Raw genomic sequence first — 16,592 nt, 5'->3', positions numbered from 1 at the left:
CTTTTTTTGGCAAAAACTTCGCGCAAAAGACAAATAACAAAAATGTAGTTTTTCGCAATAAATTCGATTTTATTTAAATTAAAACTTGTATGAGTATTTTTTTGTGCCATTCTTGACAAAATGAAGACTTTATTTGTACCTTCTGAAAAATACTCAAAAGAATTGCGCGTGGCAATAACTCCTTCCGATGCGGCAAAGCTTTCCAAGCTCGGTTGGAGCGTCAATGTCGAAACAAACGCGGGCACCGGTGCGGGATTTGCAGACGCCGACTATGTCAATGCAGGGGCAAACATCGTTTCAGCCGACTTTGAAAAGCAAGCCGACTTCGTTGCGTGCGTGCGCAAACCTTCAATCGAATCCATTAAAAACCGCAAACAAGGCTCTTTCCATTTAAGCCTTCTCGACCCCTTTAACGAAAAAGAGCTGATTAAGGCTTTTGCCGACAACAATGTCACGGCGGCAAGCTTTGAAATGATACCAAGAAGCACAATCGCCCAAAAAATGGACGTATTAAGCTCTCAGGCAAACCTCGCGGGATATTACAGTGTGTTAAAGGCGGCAACCACAATAAATAAAATCATGCCGATGATGATGACGCCCGCAGGCACGATTTCGCCGCTTAAAGTATTTGTAATCGGCGTCGGGGTCGCGGGCTTGCAGGCGATTGCAACCGCAAAACGTCTCGGTGCGCGTGTTGAAGCTTTCGACACCCGTCCTGTAGTGGAAGAGCAAGTTAAAAGCTTGGGCGCAAAATTCGTTAAAATCGACATCGGCGAAACGGGACAGACCGCACAAGGCTATGCGAAAGCCCTTACTCCCGAACAAATCGAGCTTCAGCAAAAGGGGATGGCGAAAGTCTGTGCGCAATCAGACATCGTAATCACAACCGCAAAACTCTTCGGCAGAAAGCCCCCGCGCCTCATTACAGAAGAAATGATTGCCGCAATGAAACGCGGCAGCGTCATAGTTGACTTGGCGGCTGAAAGCGGCGGAAACGTTGCAGGCTCCAAGTTCGGCGAAATCGTCGAAACCGAAAACGGCGTGAAAATTATCGGCGACACCACATTTGAAAGCGATGTCTCAGCTTCCGCAAGCCAGATGTACAGCGCAAACGTCTATAATTTCATAGAGCACTTCACAAACAAGGAAACGGGCTTTGCCGTAAACTTGGAAGACCCGATTATGAACGGTTGCATCGTAACTTCAAACGGGGAAATCCGCGACGAACGCTTCAAATAAAACTTTAAATTTCATTAAAATAATATGGAAATTATATTGCTATTATTCATATTCACGCTCGCGGCGTTCTTGGGGTTTGAGCTTATCGCAAAAGTCCCAAGCCAGTTGCATACGCCGCTTATGAGCGGCTCAAACGCAATCAGCGGCATCACAATAGTCGGCGCAATCATCGCAACAGGCGGCACCACAAACGACACCCTCGCGACAGTGCTCGGTTTTGCGGCATTGGTGCTTGCGTCAATCAACGTTGTCGGCGGCTATCTGGTGACAAACAGAATGCTTGGCATGTTCAAGACTAAGAAGGAAGGCAAATAAGATGAGAGAAATTCTTATAAACATAACTTACATTCTTTCTGCCTGCCTATTTATATTCGGCATCAAAATGCTCGGCAAGGCGGAAACCGCTAAAAAAGGCAATCTAATATCGTCGGCAAGCATGCTGATTGCTGTTGTCGCCACGCTGTTTGACAGACAACTTTTGAATTGCGATTTTGCAATGTGGGCTCTTATCTTCGGCGGAATTTCGCTTGGCGCAATAATTGGCTGGGCAATGGCAAAATACGTCAAAATGACATCAATGCCCGAAATGGTCGCGCTCTTAAACGGATTCGGTGGCTTGGCATCGCTTCTCGTCGGCTGGGCAGACTTCCAGTTTAACGGCGCAAACCCCGCCGTAAACCCATATTTTTACAAGACTGCGACAATACTTGCAATATTGATTGGCGGATTGACCTTCACAGGTTCAATCTACGCATGGGGCAAGCTCTCGGGCAAGATTTCGGGCAAAGCCAAAACATTCGCGGGACAAAAGGCGGTAAACGCAACAATCGCCGCGCTTTGCCTTATTTCATCAGTAGCATTTATAGTCTTGGGCAACTATGACGCCGCATACGCATGCATGATTGCGGGAGTTGTTCTATCGCTTGCACTCGGATTTGCCGCGGTAATGCCAATAGGTGGCGGCGATATGCCCGTTGTCATTTCCCTTTTAAACAGCTTTTCGGGCTTGGCGGCTTCGGCGGCGGGCTTCGTAATCCAAAACAACGTACTGATTGTTGCGGGCTGTTTGGTTGGCGCAAGCGGAGTAATACTTTCTGTCATTATGTGCAAGGCGATGAACAGAACTCTATATAACGTCCTCTTCTCGGGCTTCGGCGCAACATCGGCAAAAAGCGGCGAAGTCAAAGGTGAAATGAAAGCGATTTCAACAGACGACGCATACTATGTTCTTGAAGCCGCGCAAAACGTTGTCTTTATTCCAGGCTACGGCATGGCAGTTGCGCAAGCGCAGCACGCAGTTAAGGAACTCGCAACAATATTGGAAGATAAGGGCGCGGAAGTGCGCTTTGCAATCCACCCCGTAGCGGGCAGAATGCCCGGGCACATGAACGTCCTCTTGGCGGAAGCCGATGTTCCTTACGAACAGCTTTGCGAAATGCAGGACGTAAACCCGATTATGGAAAATGTTGACGTCGCCATCGTTATAGGCGCAAACGACGTCGTAAATCCCGCCGCGGCGCAAGACAAGTCGAGCCCGATTTACGGAATGCCGATTATCGAGGCATACAAGGCAAAGAGCGTGTTCTGCTTAAAGCGCGGACAAGGCGCGGGCTTCTCGGGCTTGGTAAACTCGCTCTTCTTTGCGGAGAACACCCGAATGATTTACGGGGACGCAAAAGGAACGATAACCGACCTTGTTTCAAAATTCAAACAAGCTTAATAAATAAAGCATAAAAAACCAAAAAGCGGCGCAATCAAACGCCGCTTTTTTTGCGCCTTAATAAGGTATAGCAAGAACACTTATTTTACATTAACTACTTCGCGGGCGACGCGGCGGGGGATTGCAACCATTGTTTCCCAAGGTATGCGGCGAGTCCAATGGCTGTACAGGGGTAAATCTATGCACTCTCCGCCCTGCTTTCCGATAAACACGACTTCGTCTCCCTGTTCTGCCTCGGAAGCGTTTGCGATGTCAACCAAAGTTTCGTCGAGGCTCACTCCGCCCAATATCGGGCATTTTTTGCCTCTGACAAGCACGCAAGCGTTTTTTGAAAAATTCGACGGAACTCCGTCGGCAAATCCCGCGCTTACGGTTGCGATAATCCTTTTTTCGTTACGGCTGATTGACGCTATGCGCGCCTTAAACGACATAACAGGCTCGACGTCGGCAATGGTTTTACATCTGCCTCCGAAAGGGCTTATTCCGTACTGCAACAGCCCTACCCTGACAGCGTTGAAAGGCGCGCCGTCTTTTATGTAGTTCAGCCCCGCAGACGCGTGAAGGTGGATTAGAATATTTTTCGCCCCGAATTCTTCCACAACCCGCGTAAAATTCCGCATCTGCATATGCGTATAACTCTCATCGCAGTCTGCCGACGACAAATGCGTAAAGACTCCTGAAATCCGCAAATTTGAAAACTTGCTAACTTCCCTTAAAAATTCGACCGCCTTTTCATGCCAAACGCCGAAACGCCCCATTCCCGTGTCGATTTTCACATGCAAATCCAAAATCCTGCCCCGTTCGCGGGCAAGAGAGTTGAAATCCAAAGCCTCTTCGAGGGTTGAAATTGCGGGCGTTGCGCCGTACTCGAATACGAGCCTGCGCTCGTCGGGCAAAAGCGGGCTTAGAACAAGAACCGGCTTTGACGAAACCAATTCGCGTATGCGCGAAACTTCCTGCATGTTGGCGACCGCAAACATATCAGCCCCGCCCTTCAAAAATCTTACCACTGAGCGCGGCAATGAATGCCCATAAGCGTCCGCCTTGACAACGGCGATGTAAACCGTGCCTTTCGGTAGCGCGGCTTTTATCTTGCGCACGTTATTTTCGAGCGCGCCCAAATTTATTTCTATCCAAGACCTGTTCAAAGCGGTATTCATCTAATGCAAAAACTTAAAAAAGATAGACCCGCGCCCGCCTTCCGCGCAATAAAAAAATTGAAACTTGAAGATTTTAAGCCAATATTTTTTCCATGAAATTTTTTGAATTTGTTTTGAAATTTTTAAGGCGCAGGAACAGCTTGGGATACAGGGCTGAAACCGCCGCCGCAAAATTTCTGAAAAAAGAAAAGAAATTCAAAATACTTCAGCGAAACTACCGCCACAAACATCTTGAAACTGACATAATCTGTTTCGACAAATTTTCAAATTCCATAGTTTTTGTCGAAGTTAAATGCCGCCCTTACTACGCGAAAGTGCGCGGCTATTACAGCGCAACTTCAAAAAAGAAAACCGAAAATCTCCGCAAATGCGCAAAAGAGTTTTTACGCGAAAACAGGGCGTTTAACCAAAATTTCAGATTTTCGGTAGTAGAAGTAATCCATAACGAAAAAGGCGAATTTACCGACATTTCTCTTTACGAAACCCGCTAATAAGCATTTGGAGTTTTATCACTTTTTATTAGATTGTAAAAATTCCAAATGTCCTCAACAATGCGCTTTTTTACATAATCGCCGTTGGGAGTTTTTGTGATGTAAGTTGTGCGCCCCAATATGGAAAGAAGCGTGGCTCCCACAAATTTTTCGGATAAATCTTTAATCTCGCCCCTTAATTTTGCATTGCGTATCACCATCATAGCTTTTGTAAATTCTTCGATGGAGTACTTTTTGAAACGCTCATCGCGCAAAATTGCCCGAGAATACACTATGTTATAGCGCAAAATATCAATAGTATGCTCGCCGCACCTCAAAAGCTCGTCTTCAACTTTTACGACGTGTATAAGAAAATCTTTGAGCGTTATATTCTCCAAATCAATATCAGTCAAATAGCCGTCAAAGAAAAAATGCCTGCAAGCATGAAATACCAAATCTTCCTTGTTTTTAAAATAGAAGTACAAAAGTCCGCGCGATATTCCCAAAAACTTTTGAATATCGCCTATGCTTATATCGTCATACCCCGTCTCCACCATCAGGAAGAATGCGGCTTCCAATATCTTTTCACGCGTAATTTTCACAATTATAAATACTGTATTTTACAACAATTTGGGCAAGTAAAATAATTCGGATTTTCAAACTTTTGAACAAATGTTCAATTTTTTATTGACATTGAACAAATGTTCAATTTTATTTATTCGAATATTTTTTTATTATGAAACTCTCAAAGAAAATCTCTTTAACAGCCCTATTATTGGCACCCGCCCTTTATTCGTCCGGCGCGGGCTTTCAAATACAAGAACAAGGAGCGTCCAATATGGGTACGGCAATGGCCGGCGCGGTTACAAACGCAAACAATGACGCTACTGCGGCATTTGCCAACCCTTCCGCTTTGTCTTTCTTAAATAAAGGCGATAAAAACACGGTTATTTCTATAAGCGGAGCCGCCGTTTTGCCTACGCTCGCGTACAAGGGAAACGATGGAAGAGTTGCCGACTGCGCCGTAAATTCATATGTTCCCAACTTTTTTGCAGCCCATAAATTCAATGACAGAATTACGGCTTCCATGTCAATTACCGCGCCATACGGCTTGGAGTCCAAATATGACAAAAATTGGCAAGGCAACGCGCAAGGCATACACTCTTATCTCATGACAGCCGACTTCAACCCGTCTGTCAGTTTAAAAATTACAGACTGGCTTTCTGTCAGCGGAGGATTAAGCGCGCAATTTGCCTATGTAAAACTTACCCAAAACGCGCCTTATGAAAAAATGTCAGGCGACAGCTGGGGCATTGGCGGAAACATCGGCATTACAATTCAATATGCCGATGAAGGCAGAATAGGCTTTTCGTGGCGCAGCTCTGTCCACCACGAATTTTCAGGAGACGCCCACAGCAAAAGCGCATACGCGCCGATATTGGGTAATCCGGACATCGAAGCGGAAGTTGACATACCGCATACTTTCACGGTGGGAGTTTACCAACGGCTGCCGGATTTATTTGACAGATTTGCAATCATGGCAGACTACACTTACACAATGTGGTCGTCGTTTGACGAGCTTAAAGTTTCAGGGCTTGCCGCTCCGTTCAGTGAAAAAGAAGACTGGAAAGACACTTCAAGAATTTCGCTTGGCTTGCATTACTATCCGAAATTTGACGAAAACCTGACATTGCGCATAGGTTCGGCATTCGATGAAAGCCCCGTAAAAACCGTAAATCGCACAGTGCGCATACCTTGCGGCGACCGCGTATGGTTTTCAACGGGAGCAGGCTATAAATACGGCGCGTTTACTTTTGACGCAGGCTACTCTTATATTATGGTTGTCGGCAATACGGACATAAACAAAGGCGGTGTAAACGGACATTATTACGGACATATACACGTTATATCAGCGCAAATAACATACGAATTTTAACTATCCGCAAAAAAAACCGAGAAAAATTTTTCTCGGTTTTTTTATTGTATTTTTAAGCTTTATTGTAGCGGTTATAAGCGGAAACCAATGCTTTAAGCCCCGCATATTCAATGTTTGAATCTACGCCCGCGCCCCATGTCGTTATGGATGTTTCGGGGTTTATCAAGCTTATGTAAGCGGCTGAATCGCTTGCAGAACCGCTGCCTATTGCGTGCGAGCGGTAGTCGGCAATCTTGAAGTTTTTAAGCCCCGCAATTTCCAAAGCGTTTACGAAAGCATTTATAGGTCCGTTGCCCTTTGCCGAGATTTCCATATCCGCGCCCTTGTAAGAAACTTTTGCGGAAATTGAAACGTCTTCGGAATTTTCGCCGTAGCTAATCTTATAGGAATTTATTTTAAGCAAATCCACGCGGTTTACAAACTCATCCTTAAAGAGATGTAAAATTTCTTCGGGTGAAAGCTCCTTGCCAAGCCTGTCGGCAGTATCGTTTATGAAGTTGCCGACTTCGGGGTGCATGGCTTTTGGAATGTCATACCCGTATTCTGTTTCCAAGACATAGGCAACGCCGCCCTTGCCGCTTTGGGAGTTTATGCGGATAATCGCCTCGTAGTCCCTGCCGATATCCTCGGGGTCGATTAAAAGATACGGAACTTCCCAAACATCGCCGCATTCGGACTTTCTGCGAATATCCATACCCTTTTTAATCGCGTCCTGGTGAGAGCCGCTGAACGCAGTGAACACTAAATCTCCCGCGTATGGCTGGCGCGGCGGGACTTCCATATGCGTGCATCTTTCGTATATAGAGCGGATTTCGGGAAGGTGCGAAAAATCCAAATTAGGCTCGACACCCTGCGCAAGCATATTCAGCGCAACCGTTACTACGTCCAAATTGCCCGTGCGCTCGCCGTTGCCAAACAGAGTGCCTTCAACCCTGTCGGCCCCCGCCATCAGACCAAGCTCGGTTGCGGCAACTCCCGTGCCGCGGTCATTGTGCGTATGCAGGCTTATAAGCACCTTTTCGCGCTCAGAAATATTGCGCGACATCCATTCTATTTGGTCGGCATGAATGTTTGGAGTTGTGTATTGGACGGTTTCGGGCAAATTTATTATAATTTTGTTTTCCACCGTCGGCTTCCAAATTTCCTTAACCGCCTCGCAAATTTCAAGCGCGTAATCAAGCTCGGTGTCGCTGAAGCTTTCGGGAGAATACTCCATGCGTATGTGCGAGCCGTCAGCCTCCGCATCGTCTGCAAACTTGCGCACAAGCTTCGCCCCGTCTATGGCAATCTGCTTGATTTCATCGCGGGACTTGTTGAATGTGATTTTGCGCTGGCGAGGAGAAGTTGAATTGTAAAGATGCACTATCGCGCTTTTAACGCCCTTTAACGCCTCAAACGTCTTTCGTATGAGAGGCTCTCTGCTCTGGGTGAGAACCTGCACGCAAACATCCTGCGGAATTAAATTTTCCTCAATCAACTTGCGCAAAAAATTAAATTCCGTATCGCTCGCGGCGGGAAAACCGACTTCGATTTCCTTAAAGCCTATTTTTACAAGCGTGTTGAAAAGCTCAAGCTTTTCGGGAATGGACATGGGGACTGCCAACGCCTGGTTGCCGTCTCGCAAATCGACGCTGCACCATATGGGAGCTTTTTCTATCACCTTATTGGGCCACTGTCTGTCGGGCAGGCTGACCCATGTTGCAAGTTTGTACTTTTTATTATTCATTTTTGAATTTCCATTCTTTAATTTTGCCAAAAAAACGCAAGTCTTTCTTTTGGGCTGTAATTGCAAAAAAAACGCGCTTCAAGCGGAAGCGCGTTTTGCAAATGTTTTAATTAAATTATTCCTTAATCAAATTGCATTTGTTTGCAAAAGCATCTTCCGAGACGCCCTGTTTTAGGGCACGTTCGCGAAGTCGCAAGGAGCTAAGTCGGATAAAGCCCGTTGCGTCGTCGGGATTGTAGTCGCTCTTTACGCCTTCCATGCTTGCGATGTTTTCATCGTAGAGGCTGTACGGGCTCTTTCTGCCAACACAGATTGTGTTGCCCTTGTAAAGCTTTACCCTGACAGTGCCTGTTACTTTTTCCTGGCTCTTGTCGATAAACGCCTGCAAAGCTTCGCGTTCGGGAGCAAACCAGAAACCGTTATAAATAAGCTCTGCATACTTGGGCATGAGGGAATCGCGCAAGTGCATCAAATCCCTGTCCATAGTGAGAGTTTCAACCTGCCTGTGCGCGAACATCAAAATCGTGCCGCCCGGAGTTTCATACACGCCACGGCTCTTCATGCCGACAAAACGATTTTCGACAAGGTCAACCCTACCGATGCCGTGCTTGCCCGCGAGAGCGTTAAGCTTCTTCATTATCTGGGCGGGAGTCATCTTTTCGCCGTTTATTGCAACGCAGTCGCCGTTTTCAAAATCAAGCTCGATGTATTCGGGTTCATTCGGGGCGTCAACAGGATCGGACGTGAGCCTGAACATATCCTTGTTTTCGGGGACGGTCGGGTCGAACCACGGATCTTCCAAAATTCCGGCTTCATACGAGATGTGGAGCATATTTCTGTCCATCGAATACGGCTTCTTTGCGGACGCCAAAACGTTGATTCCGTTTTTGCGGCAGTATTCAATCATTTCGCTTCTGCCGGGGAACGCCTTGCGGAATTCTTCCATGCGCCACGGGGCGATTACCTGCAAGTCGGGAGCCAAAGCAGCGTAGGAAATTTCAAAGCGGCACTGGTCGTTGCCCTTGCCTGTTGCGCCGTGCGCCAAGTGTGTTGCGTTTTCAGCGCGGGCGACTTCTACATGCGCCTTCGCAATCAAAGGTCTTGCAATGGAAGTGCCCAAATAGTACTGACCTTCATACAAAGCGTTTGCCCTAATCATCGGGAAAATAAAATCGCGCGCAAACTCTTCCTGCAAATCGACAGTGTAGTGTGCGGACGCGCCCGTTGCCTTTGCCTTTTCAGCCAAGCCGTTCAATTCTTCTTCCTGCCCGACATCGGCGGCGAAAGTGATTACTTCCGCATTAAAGCGGTCTTTAATCCATCTTACAAGAACGGAGGTATCCAAGCCCCCTGAATATGCTAATACAACTTTCATAATAAAATTTAAACTTTACTCTTTTATTTTTTATTTAAAAGCTTTTTTTGCAAAAATTTTTTGCTTGCCCAAAGGGAGAAATAGTCGAATTTTAGTCCGCCAAAATGGCGACAAACACAAAAACATCAAAAACCGCGTTCGGCGTGCTGGCGGCGTTAAGCCTCGCCCACATGTTAAACGACACAATGCAGTCGATAATAAACGCCGTCTATCCCCTCTTGAAGGAAAACTTAGCCCTTACTTTCTCGCAAGTCGGGCTAATCATATTCGTTTACCAGATTTCGGCTTCGATTATGCAGCCGATTTTCGGATATTTTTTGGACAAGAAACCGACTGCCTACATTTTGCCATTCGGAATGCTCTCGACAATGGCGGGGTTGCTCGGTATAGCGTATTCGACGCGCTTTGAAACGCTTCTTGTTTCCGTTCTCTTTTCGGGCGCGGGCTCTTCGATACTCCACCCCGAGGCTTCAAGGCTCACGTCGCTTGCCTCAGGGGGGCGTCGCGGGCTTGCGCAGTCGGTTTTCCAAGTAGGCGGCTCAATGGGCTATTCATTAGGTCCGATGCTTGCCGCCCTCTTCATAACCCCTTACGGGCAGGGCAGAATAGCCTCTTTCGCAATACTTGCGTTTGCCGCTATAATCGGGCTTATGCCCGTTTGCAAATGGTATTCAAAAAGAATAAGCCATGCAAAAAACAGCGATATTTCAACTTCCGCCCAACCTCGGCGCAACATACCGAAAAAAACAGTGGCATTCATTGTTTCCATACTGATGTTCCTTGTGTTTTCAAAAAATTTCTACACCGCAAGCCTTTCAAATTACTACACTTTTTACTTGATGGAAAAATTCGGAATGAGCATAGAAAATTCCCAGCTCATGCTCTTTGCCTTCCTGTTTGCAAGCGCGCTCGGAACCTTGCTCGGCGGGCCTTTCGGCGACAAATACGGGCGAAGGCTCGTCATCTGGATTTCCATTCTTGGAGCCGCTCCTTTTGCGCTTCTAATGCCCTACGCCTCTTTGAAATGGACTTTTGCGCTCAGCCTCATAATCGGGTTTATAATGTCTTCGGCATTCTCCGCCATTTTGGTTTACGCGCAGGAAATGATGCCATTAAAGCTCGGATTGGTTTCTGGAATGTTCTTCGGGCTTGCGTTCGGATTCGGCGGAATTTCATCGGCAATACTCGGCAAGCTGACAGACCTGTACGGAATAAACTTTGTTTACGCCCTATGCTCTTTCATTCCGCTTACCGGAATGGTTGCGTATTTTCTGCCGCGAGTCCGCGACTTGCAAAAGCTTAAAAAATAAAAACGCAATAGAAAATATTCCGCATTCCAAACTGTTTTCGCGGGAATAAAAAAGCTCTCCGTTTTGGCGGCTTCTTTAAAATAAAACAGACTGAGAGATGACATTTAAACACTAAAAAAAAGCTCCCCGTTTTGGCGGGGAGCAATAAGCAATTCAATTTTATTTTGCGGGACAATTTGCTTCTTTCAAATGCTTTTCAACCGACTTCCTGAGGAAATCAATCAGGCGAAGGGGAACAAATTTTTCGCCGCCCAGCGTTGTGCCTTCGGAATCGAAAGTTATGAAGTTGTCTTTGACTTCGATTTTAAGCTTGGCGTCGTAATCGCGATGCTTTAACGACGCTTTAATTTCGGGCTCGACCGAATCCACTTTCCATTCCCTGTCTTTCAAGGCAGCCAAAACAGCCTTGGAAAGCTTGTCCTTGTTTTGGTCAAACTTGAATGTTTTCGTGAACTTGTTTTGCTGCGCCAATTCGTATCCCAAATCCGTAGTGCCCGTGGTGCACCCGAAAAAAGATACGCAAAGCATAGCCGTAAAAAGCATAATCATCTTTTTCATATCTATATATTTTCCCATATTTAAAATAATAATTCAAGCTTTTTAACGCCAAAATAATTGCCACATAAAACTTGACTTGCCTGTTCGCAGATATACTATTTTTAAAAATTTTTTAACATTATGAAAGTATTCATCAACGGCAAATTCTACGAAAAAGAAGACGCAAAAGTTTCCGTTTTCGACCACGGTTTTCTATACGGCGACGGTATCTTTGAAGGTATCCGCCTCTATTCCGGCAATGTTTTCAAGCTCGACAAGCACATCGACCGCCTCTTCCGCTCCGCAAAGGCGATTATGCTTGAAATCCCCTACACGAAAGAGCAGATGATTGAAAACGTGTGCGCAACATGCCGCGAAAACAAGCTTTCAGACGCATACATAAGGCTCGTTGTTTCGCGCGGAATGGGTGCGCTGGGGCTTTCCCCCCTCTCCTGCTCAAACCCGCAGGTAATCATAATTGCCGACCAAATCCAGCTCTACTCGAACGAACTCTACGAAAAGGGCTTGAAGGCAATCACGGTTCCGACACGCCGCAACTCCTCCGCCGCCCTCCCGCCGATGGTAAAGAGCTTGAACTACTTAAACAACATCTTGGCAAAAATCGAAGCGCAGAATTTGGGCTATCAGGAATGCCTGCTTTTGAACAACGAAGGCTATGTCGCTGAATGCAGCGGAGACAATGTATTCATAGTCTTTGAAGGCAAGGTTTACACGCCGCCGACATCTTGCGGCTCGCTAAGCGGCATGACGCGCCAGACGGTTATGGAAGTCGCAAGAGAAATGGGATATGAAATGATTGAACAGCCCCTCACCCGCTACGACATCTGGACGGCAGACGAATGCTTCCTTACGGGTACTGCCGCAAAGCTAATCCCGCTTGTGGAACTTGATTCGCGCAAAATTGGCGATGGCAAGGTTGGCAAAACCACCAAGGCGCTTCTTGAAGGATTCAACAAGGTTGTAACCGAAAAGGGCGTAAGAATATAAAGAATAGCTTTCAAAAAAAATAAAATCCCAAACCCGTTTTTATTAAAAAGCGGGTTTTTTTGCGCAAACGCGGAATTAGGCGAACTCAAAGTTTTAAAGTCCCTTACAATGTATTTTTTTATTTTTTAATTGCGAAAAACGCCAATATTTAAGATAAAAGAAAATAAAAATTTACGAAAGAGAACGAATATGCCCCAGAAAAGCAAAAAAAAAGCCGCAATAATTTTATCGGGATGCGGAGTCTTTGACGGTTCTGAAATAACAGAAGCGGTTGCGACAATTTTCGGCGTCTGCCAAGCGGGGGCAAAGCCCGTGTTCTTCGCCCCGAACATCGAACAAGCGCACACAATAAACCATTTAAGCGGAGAAATCGAAAGTGAAAGCCGAAACGTCCTTAAAGAATCCGCAAGGATTGCGAGGGGTGAAATTTCAGACTTGAAAGATTTTGACGCAAACGACGTTGACGCCGCAATTTTTGTCGGAGGCTTCGGAGCGGCAAAAAACCTTTCCGACTTTGCCTTTAAAGGCGCAAACGCTTCGTTGAACGCCGATGTAAAGCGCGCGGTCTTAAAAATGTTCGAGCTAAAAAAGCCGCTCGGCTTTGTTTGCATATCGCCTGCGAGCGTCGGAGCGGTCGCTCTCGGCAAATTCGGGGCAACACTTACAATCGGCTCCGACTTGCAGACTGCCGAACTTATTGAAAAAACAGGCGCAAAACATAAAATATGCGACGCCAAAAACTTTGTCAAAGACCCCGATTTCGAAGTCTATTCGACGCCCGCCTACATGCTTGCCCAAAGTCCGCTCGATGTCCTCGAAGGCATAGGCAAAATGGCGCGTGAAATGCTGAAATAATACTAAAATGAAATTTTACGCCTTAATTTTTACCGCGCTTTTGGCGCAAATCTCCTTTGCGGAAAAACCCGCGGAATCGTCAAAAATGATTCCGGGAGACGTCGCAAACTTCGAACTTCCGAGCTTCGACAAAAAATCGGGCTACAAGGAATGGGAGCTTTTCGGAAAGAAGGCAAAGTATTTTAATGAAAACAAAATCGACGTCTTCGACATGAAGCTCGACATGTTTGACGGCAAAAAAACGGCACTCAAAATGGCGACATTCATAACCGACTACGCCGAAGTCTCCGCGACTGAAAAGACCGCAAAAAGCGCGTCGGAACTGACGGTCACGGGAGAAGGCTTCGTGCTTGTCGGCGACGACTGGCTCTGGAATGGCGACAAGCGTTTCGTGGAGCTTTTTAAAAGCGTTAAAGTCAACTTTGAATCGCAAAAAGACGAAATCATAGACAAGCTCGAAATAAAAAGCGAAGAGGCAAAAATGACCTATACAGGCTCCGACAATATCTTCACTTTCTATAAAAACGTGCGCGTTTCAAACGACGAATTTCAGATTTCATGCGAAGAGCTTGAAACGGAATCCCCAAAAAAATCTTCGGGCGGAAGAATAGAATCTCTTAAAGAAGTCCGCGCAAAGAAAGACGTAGTTATATCGCACGACCGCATTTTGGCAAACGCAGGCGAAGCAACTTTAATACCAAATGAAGGCAGGCTCTTTCTAAGCGGCTCGCCAAAAATAAGAGACATAACAAGCGGAGCTTCCGTCGAGGGATACAAAATCGAATTTACGAAAGACGATTCAACCGCCGTCGCCCTATCCTCTCCCGATAAAAAAACAAGGGCAAAAGCGCGCATAATAAGCAATGAAAACGGCAAAAAGCAAACCACAACCATATACGCAAACTCAATAAAGATGGTAAGCTTGGAAGACAAAAACCTCTTCTTCTTCTCAGGCAAAGTCCATATCGAAAATCCCGAATTTGAAGCTTTCGCAGATGAAATCAAAGCTTATTCCGACAAAGGCTCAAAAAGCGGGAAATACGCAATTTCTAAAATCGTCGGCAAAGGAAGCGTCGAATTTGTAAAAGACGCGCGCAGGGCAAATTCCAACATCATAGAAATTTACCCGCAAAAAGAGGAAATCTGGCTCGAACAAAACGCGCGTCTTTCCGACCGCAACAAGGGCATAACATTGAAAGCCTACGAAATCGTCCTCACAAAAGAAGACAACCGCGCTACAGCTTTCGGCGACCGCTCCAAAGAAAATTCCTTCGTTTCAGTTGACATTGCACAGGCGGGAAACTTGGGGCTTCCTAAAAAGTCCGTAAAAAAAACGCGCATCAAATCGCGCTCTCTCATGGCGGAATGGAAAGAAAAAAATGTTTTGCTAAGATTTGCAAGGGACGTTGAAGTGTCTTCGGAAGACATTTTGGCAAAATGCAATTTCGTCGATGTATTCGCGCAAGAAGACAGCGTAAAAGGCAAAAGCCAAGTAAAGAAAATCGAAGCGTTCGGCGATGTCGTCGTTTCTCAAAACGGCTCGAACGCCACGGCGCAAATCGCAAAAATTTATCCGAAGGTGGAAATAGAAAGCCAAGGCAAAAAGACGGAACACCGCTTCATGGAATTCTTGACAGACAGCGAAAAGCCGCAATTCCGCCCGAAAATGATTTTGCCCGAAATCGGAAACATAGGCTTTGCTCAAATGTCAAAAGACGCGAAAATCCAAAAAACCCAAATCACAAGCGACAAGCAGTCATACGTTTCGGGAAAATCAAACGATACTTACATATTTGAGGGGAACGTCATAATAAGCGGCACCGACTTCGGGGCAAATTGCGACAGAATAGAAGTCGCGATAACTCCGGACAAGTTCGGCAAGTTGCAAATCGCGCAAATATCGCTTATCGGAAACCTGAAAATCTCGCAGGGCAAAAAGCTTGCAAACGCAGGGCGCGCCGACATAAACCCCGCGCGTGAAACCGTTGTCCTCACCGAAAACCCCATCGTTCAAAACGAGGACGGAAGCCGCGCCTCGGGAACAAAAATGACATACACGAGGGGCAAGCAGAATATTTCAATAGAAAACCCGCGCATAAAACTGCCTCCGATAGGTACAAGCAAATGAACTTCAAAGAGGACAAAATAGCCAAAATAATACGCGCAAACAAAAGGCTTTCGCGCGAAGCCTCGCGCATTGAAGGCATATTCCGCTCAATCAAGGAAGGCATAATTTTAACGGACGCGGGCGGGAACATACTCTATGCAAACGCCGCCGCAAAAAACATTTTGGGCTTTGCCGAAGACGGACAAATTTTGACGCTTTCAAAAATTCTTCCGCAAATAGACTCTGTAGAACTCCGCTTGGTGTGCGGCGGAACAGCCTCACAAAGGGAATTTGAAATAGCCTATCCGGAGCACCGCTTCATCAAAGTTTTCATGACGCCCGTTGACGGCGAAAAAGAAGAGGCGGCAATAATAATTTCCGACCTCACAAACGAAAGGATTTCCGCAAGAGACAAAATCGAAAGCGAAAAAATCGCTTCAGTTTTAAAGCTTGCCTCGGGCGTAGCCCACGAGCTGGGAAACCCCATAAACTCGATTTCAATACATCTGCAACTCGCGCTAAAAACAATTGCGAAAATGGAACAGAGCCCAAGCCTTTCAAGGCTGAAAGAATCGGTTGAAATATGCTCGAAAGAGGTTTCGAGGCTCGACGGAATAATAAAGCACTTCTTAAAAGCCCTGCGCCCCGCGCGACCCGATTTTGCTGAAATAAATCCCCTCGCCCCCCTTGCCGAAACTCTGAAATTTCTGCAAAACGAGCTTCAAGACCTAAACATTAAAATTGAAATAAATACGGAAAATTCCCTTCCATCAATCCTCGGCGACACAAACCTCTTAAAGCAGCTCTATTTCAACCTCATAAAAAATGCGATGGAAGCGATGGACTTGGGGGGCATAATAAAAATCGGAACAAGTTTTGACGATAATTTCGTAAAAATCTCAATTTCCGACAACGGATGCGGCATAGACCAGGACGAAATCACGCGCATATTTGAGCCTTATTTCACAACAAAAACCGACGGGCACGGGCTTGGAATGATGATTGCCTCTGAAATAGTGAAATCGCACGGAGGGTCAATCGGCATAGACAGCCGCAAGGACGAAGGCACGACCATTATGCTTTCATTCCCGCGAAAGGACAAGCGCATAAGAGAAATAATGGCGGAATAATCCCTTAAAAAGCCCTATC

The 16,592-nt window shown here is 46.1% G+C and carries 15 protein-coding genes; 10 read left to right on the top strand and 5 right to left on the bottom strand.

What is annotated here, in order from left to right:
* Positions 1 to 120: 120 nt before the first annotated feature.
* From MOX91_RS04145 to MOX91_RS04135, 3 genes are read left to right on the top strand one after another with little or no spacing between them, the layout of a single operon-like run.
* Positions 121 to 1,239 (top strand): Re/Si-specific NAD(P)(+) transhydrogenase subunit alpha, encoded by a 1,119-nt coding sequence (locus tag MOX91_RS04145; RefSeq protein WP_370396818.1) that lies wholly within the window; start codon positions 121 to 123, stop codon positions 1,237 to 1,239.
* Between the two features lie 24 nt (positions 1,240 to 1,263).
* Positions 1,264 to 1,554, top strand: coding sequence for an NAD(P) transhydrogenase subunit alpha part 2 (locus tag MOX91_RS04140; protein WP_370396817.1), 291 nt, complete (start codon positions 1,264 to 1,266; stop codon positions 1,552 to 1,554).
* Position 1,555: 1 nt separating this feature from the next.
* Entirely contained in the window at positions 1,556 to 2,959 is a 1,404-nt protein-coding gene (locus MOX91_RS04135; RefSeq protein ID WP_370396816.1) for an NAD(P)(+) transhydrogenase (Re/Si-specific) subunit beta, read from the top strand.
* Between the two features lie 80 nt (positions 2,960 to 3,039).
* Here MOX91_RS04135 and alr read toward each other — a convergent pair whose 3' ends face one another.
* Positions 3,040 to 4,119, bottom strand: coding sequence for an alanine racemase (gene alr / locus MOX91_RS04130; RefSeq protein WP_370396815.1), 1,080 nt, complete (start codon positions 4,117 to 4,119; stop codon positions 3,040 to 3,042).
* A gap of 92 nt (positions 4,120 to 4,211) precedes the next feature.
* Between alr and MOX91_RS04125 the strand changes: the two genes are divergently transcribed.
* Complete coding sequence (locus MOX91_RS04125) at positions 4,212 to 4,610, top strand: YraN family protein (protein ID WP_370396814.1); 399 nt, start codon at positions 4,212 to 4,214, stop codon at positions 4,608 to 4,610.
* Here the strand turns inward: MOX91_RS04125 and MOX91_RS04120 are convergent.
* Positions 4,607 to 5,191: a TetR family transcriptional regulator gene (locus tag MOX91_RS04120; protein ID WP_370396813.1), complete on the bottom strand. Its 585-nt coding sequence runs from the start codon at positions 5,189 to 5,191 to the stop codon at positions 4,607 to 4,609. The genes MOX91_RS04125 and MOX91_RS04120 overlap by 4 nt on opposite strands.
* A gap of 134 nt (positions 5,192 to 5,325) precedes the next feature.
* On the opposite strand from MOX91_RS04120, the gene MOX91_RS04115 reads away from it, so the two are divergent.
* Entirely contained in the window at positions 5,326 to 6,525 is a 1,200-nt protein-coding gene (locus tag MOX91_RS04115) for an OmpP1/FadL family transporter (RefSeq protein ID WP_370396812.1), read from the top strand.
* 52 nt (positions 6,526 to 6,577) lie between these two features.
* Here MOX91_RS04115 and leuA read toward each other — a convergent pair whose 3' ends face one another.
* Entirely contained in the window at positions 6,578 to 8,251 is a 1,674-nt protein-coding gene (gene leuA / locus MOX91_RS04110) for a 2-isopropylmalate synthase (protein ID WP_370396811.1), read from the bottom strand.
* Positions 8,252 to 8,366: 115 nt separating this feature from the next.
* Positions 8,367 to 9,626 (bottom strand): argininosuccinate synthase, encoded by a 1,260-nt coding sequence (locus tag MOX91_RS04105; protein WP_370396810.1) that lies wholly within the window; start codon positions 9,624 to 9,626, stop codon positions 8,367 to 8,369.
* A gap of 104 nt (positions 9,627 to 9,730) precedes the next feature.
* On the opposite strand from MOX91_RS04105, the gene MOX91_RS04100 reads away from it, so the two are divergent.
* Positions 9,731 to 10,936: an MFS transporter gene (locus MOX91_RS04100; RefSeq protein ID WP_370396809.1), complete on the top strand. Its 1,206-nt coding sequence runs from the start codon at positions 9,731 to 9,733 to the stop codon at positions 10,934 to 10,936.
* A gap of 159 nt (positions 10,937 to 11,095) precedes the next feature.
* Here the strand turns inward: MOX91_RS04100 and MOX91_RS04095 are convergent, their stop codons facing one another.
* Positions 11,096 to 11,494 carry a hypothetical protein gene (locus MOX91_RS04095; RefSeq protein ID WP_370396808.1) on the bottom strand — a complete coding sequence of 133 codons (399 nt, stop codon included), beginning with the start codon at positions 11,492 to 11,494 and terminating at the stop codon, positions 11,096 to 11,098.
* 120 nt (positions 11,495 to 11,614) lie between these two features.
* On the opposite strand from MOX91_RS04095, the gene ilvE reads away from it, so the two are divergent.
* From ilvE to MOX91_RS04075, 4 genes are all read left to right on the top strand, one after another.
* Positions 11,615 to 12,481 (top strand): branched-chain-amino-acid transaminase, encoded by an 867-nt coding sequence (ilvE, locus tag MOX91_RS04090; protein WP_370396807.1) that lies wholly within the window; start codon positions 11,615 to 11,617, stop codon positions 12,479 to 12,481.
* A gap of 189 nt (positions 12,482 to 12,670) precedes the next feature.
* Complete coding sequence (elbB, locus tag MOX91_RS04085; protein WP_370396806.1) at positions 12,671 to 13,336, top strand: isoprenoid biosynthesis glyoxalase ElbB; 666 nt, start codon at positions 12,671 to 12,673, stop codon at positions 13,334 to 13,336.
* Positions 13,337 to 13,343: 7 nt separating this feature from the next.
* Complete coding sequence (locus tag MOX91_RS04080; RefSeq protein WP_370396805.1) at positions 13,344 to 15,464, top strand: LptA/OstA family protein; 2,121 nt, start codon at positions 13,344 to 13,346, stop codon at positions 15,462 to 15,464.
* Complete coding sequence (locus MOX91_RS04075) at positions 15,461 to 16,573, top strand: two-component system sensor histidine kinase NtrB (RefSeq protein ID WP_370396804.1); 1,113 nt, start codon at positions 15,461 to 15,463, stop codon at positions 16,571 to 16,573. Before MOX91_RS04080 ends, MOX91_RS04075 begins: the two co-directional genes overlap by 4 nt.
* Positions 16,574 to 16,592 lie beyond the last annotated feature (19 nt).

The sequence above is a fragment of the Intestinicryptomonas porci genome (assembly GCF_033971905.1).
Taxonomy (GTDB): Bacteria; Verrucomicrobiota; Verrucomicrobiia; order Opitutales; family Intestinicryptomonadaceae; genus Intestinicryptomonas; species Intestinicryptomonas porci.
Note: the sequence above shows the minus strand (reverse complement) of the source record. Positions and strands in the feature narration are given on the sequence as shown.

Excerpts from the sequence above, each read along its gene's own strand:
- MOX91_RS04080 (WP_370396805.1), top strand. The coding sequence starts at position 13,344 with ATGAAATTTTACGCCTTAATTTTTACCGCGCTTTTGGCGCAAATCTCC.
- MOX91_RS04125 (WP_370396814.1), top strand. The coding sequence starts at position 4,212 with ATGAAATTTTTTGAATTTGTTTTGAAATTTTTAAGGCGCAGGAACAGC.
- MOX91_RS04145 (WP_370396818.1), top strand. The coding sequence starts at position 121 with ATGAAGACTTTATTTGTACCTTCTGAAAAATACTCAAAAGAATTGCGC.
- MOX91_RS04105 (WP_370396810.1), bottom strand. The coding sequence starts at position 9,626 with ATGAAAGTTGTATTAGCATATTCAGGGGGCTTGGATACCTCCGTTCTT.
- MOX91_RS04140 (WP_370396817.1), top strand. The coding sequence starts at position 1,264 with ATGGAAATTATATTGCTATTATTCATATTCACGCTCGCGGCGTTCTTG.
- leuA (WP_370396811.1), bottom strand. The coding sequence starts at position 8,251 with ATGAATAATAAAAAGTACAAACTTGCAACATGGGTCAGCCTGCCCGAC.
- elbB (WP_370396806.1), top strand. The coding sequence starts at position 12,671 with ATGCCCCAGAAAAGCAAAAAAAAAGCCGCAATAATTTTATCGGGATGC.
- MOX91_RS04095 (WP_370396808.1), bottom strand. The coding sequence starts at position 11,494 with ATGAAAAAGATGATTATGCTTTTTACGGCTATGCTTTGCGTATCTTTT.
- MOX91_RS04135 (WP_370396816.1), top strand. The coding sequence starts at position 1,556 with ATGAGAGAAATTCTTATAAACATAACTTACATTCTTTCTGCCTGCCTA.
- MOX91_RS04115 (WP_370396812.1), top strand. The coding sequence starts at position 5,326 with ATGAAACTCTCAAAGAAAATCTCTTTAACAGCCCTATTATTGGCACCC.
- ilvE (WP_370396807.1), top strand. The coding sequence starts at position 11,615 with ATGAAAGTATTCATCAACGGCAAATTCTACGAAAAAGAAGACGCAAAA.
- alr (WP_370396815.1), bottom strand. The coding sequence starts at position 4,119 with ATGAATACCGCTTTGAACAGGTCTTGGATAGAAATAAATTTGGGCGCG.
- MOX91_RS04075 (WP_370396804.1), top strand. The coding sequence starts at position 15,461 with ATGAACTTCAAAGAGGACAAAATAGCCAAAATAATACGCGCAAACAAA.
- MOX91_RS04100 (WP_370396809.1), top strand. The coding sequence starts at position 9,731 with ATGGCGACAAACACAAAAACATCAAAAACCGCGTTCGGCGTGCTGGCG.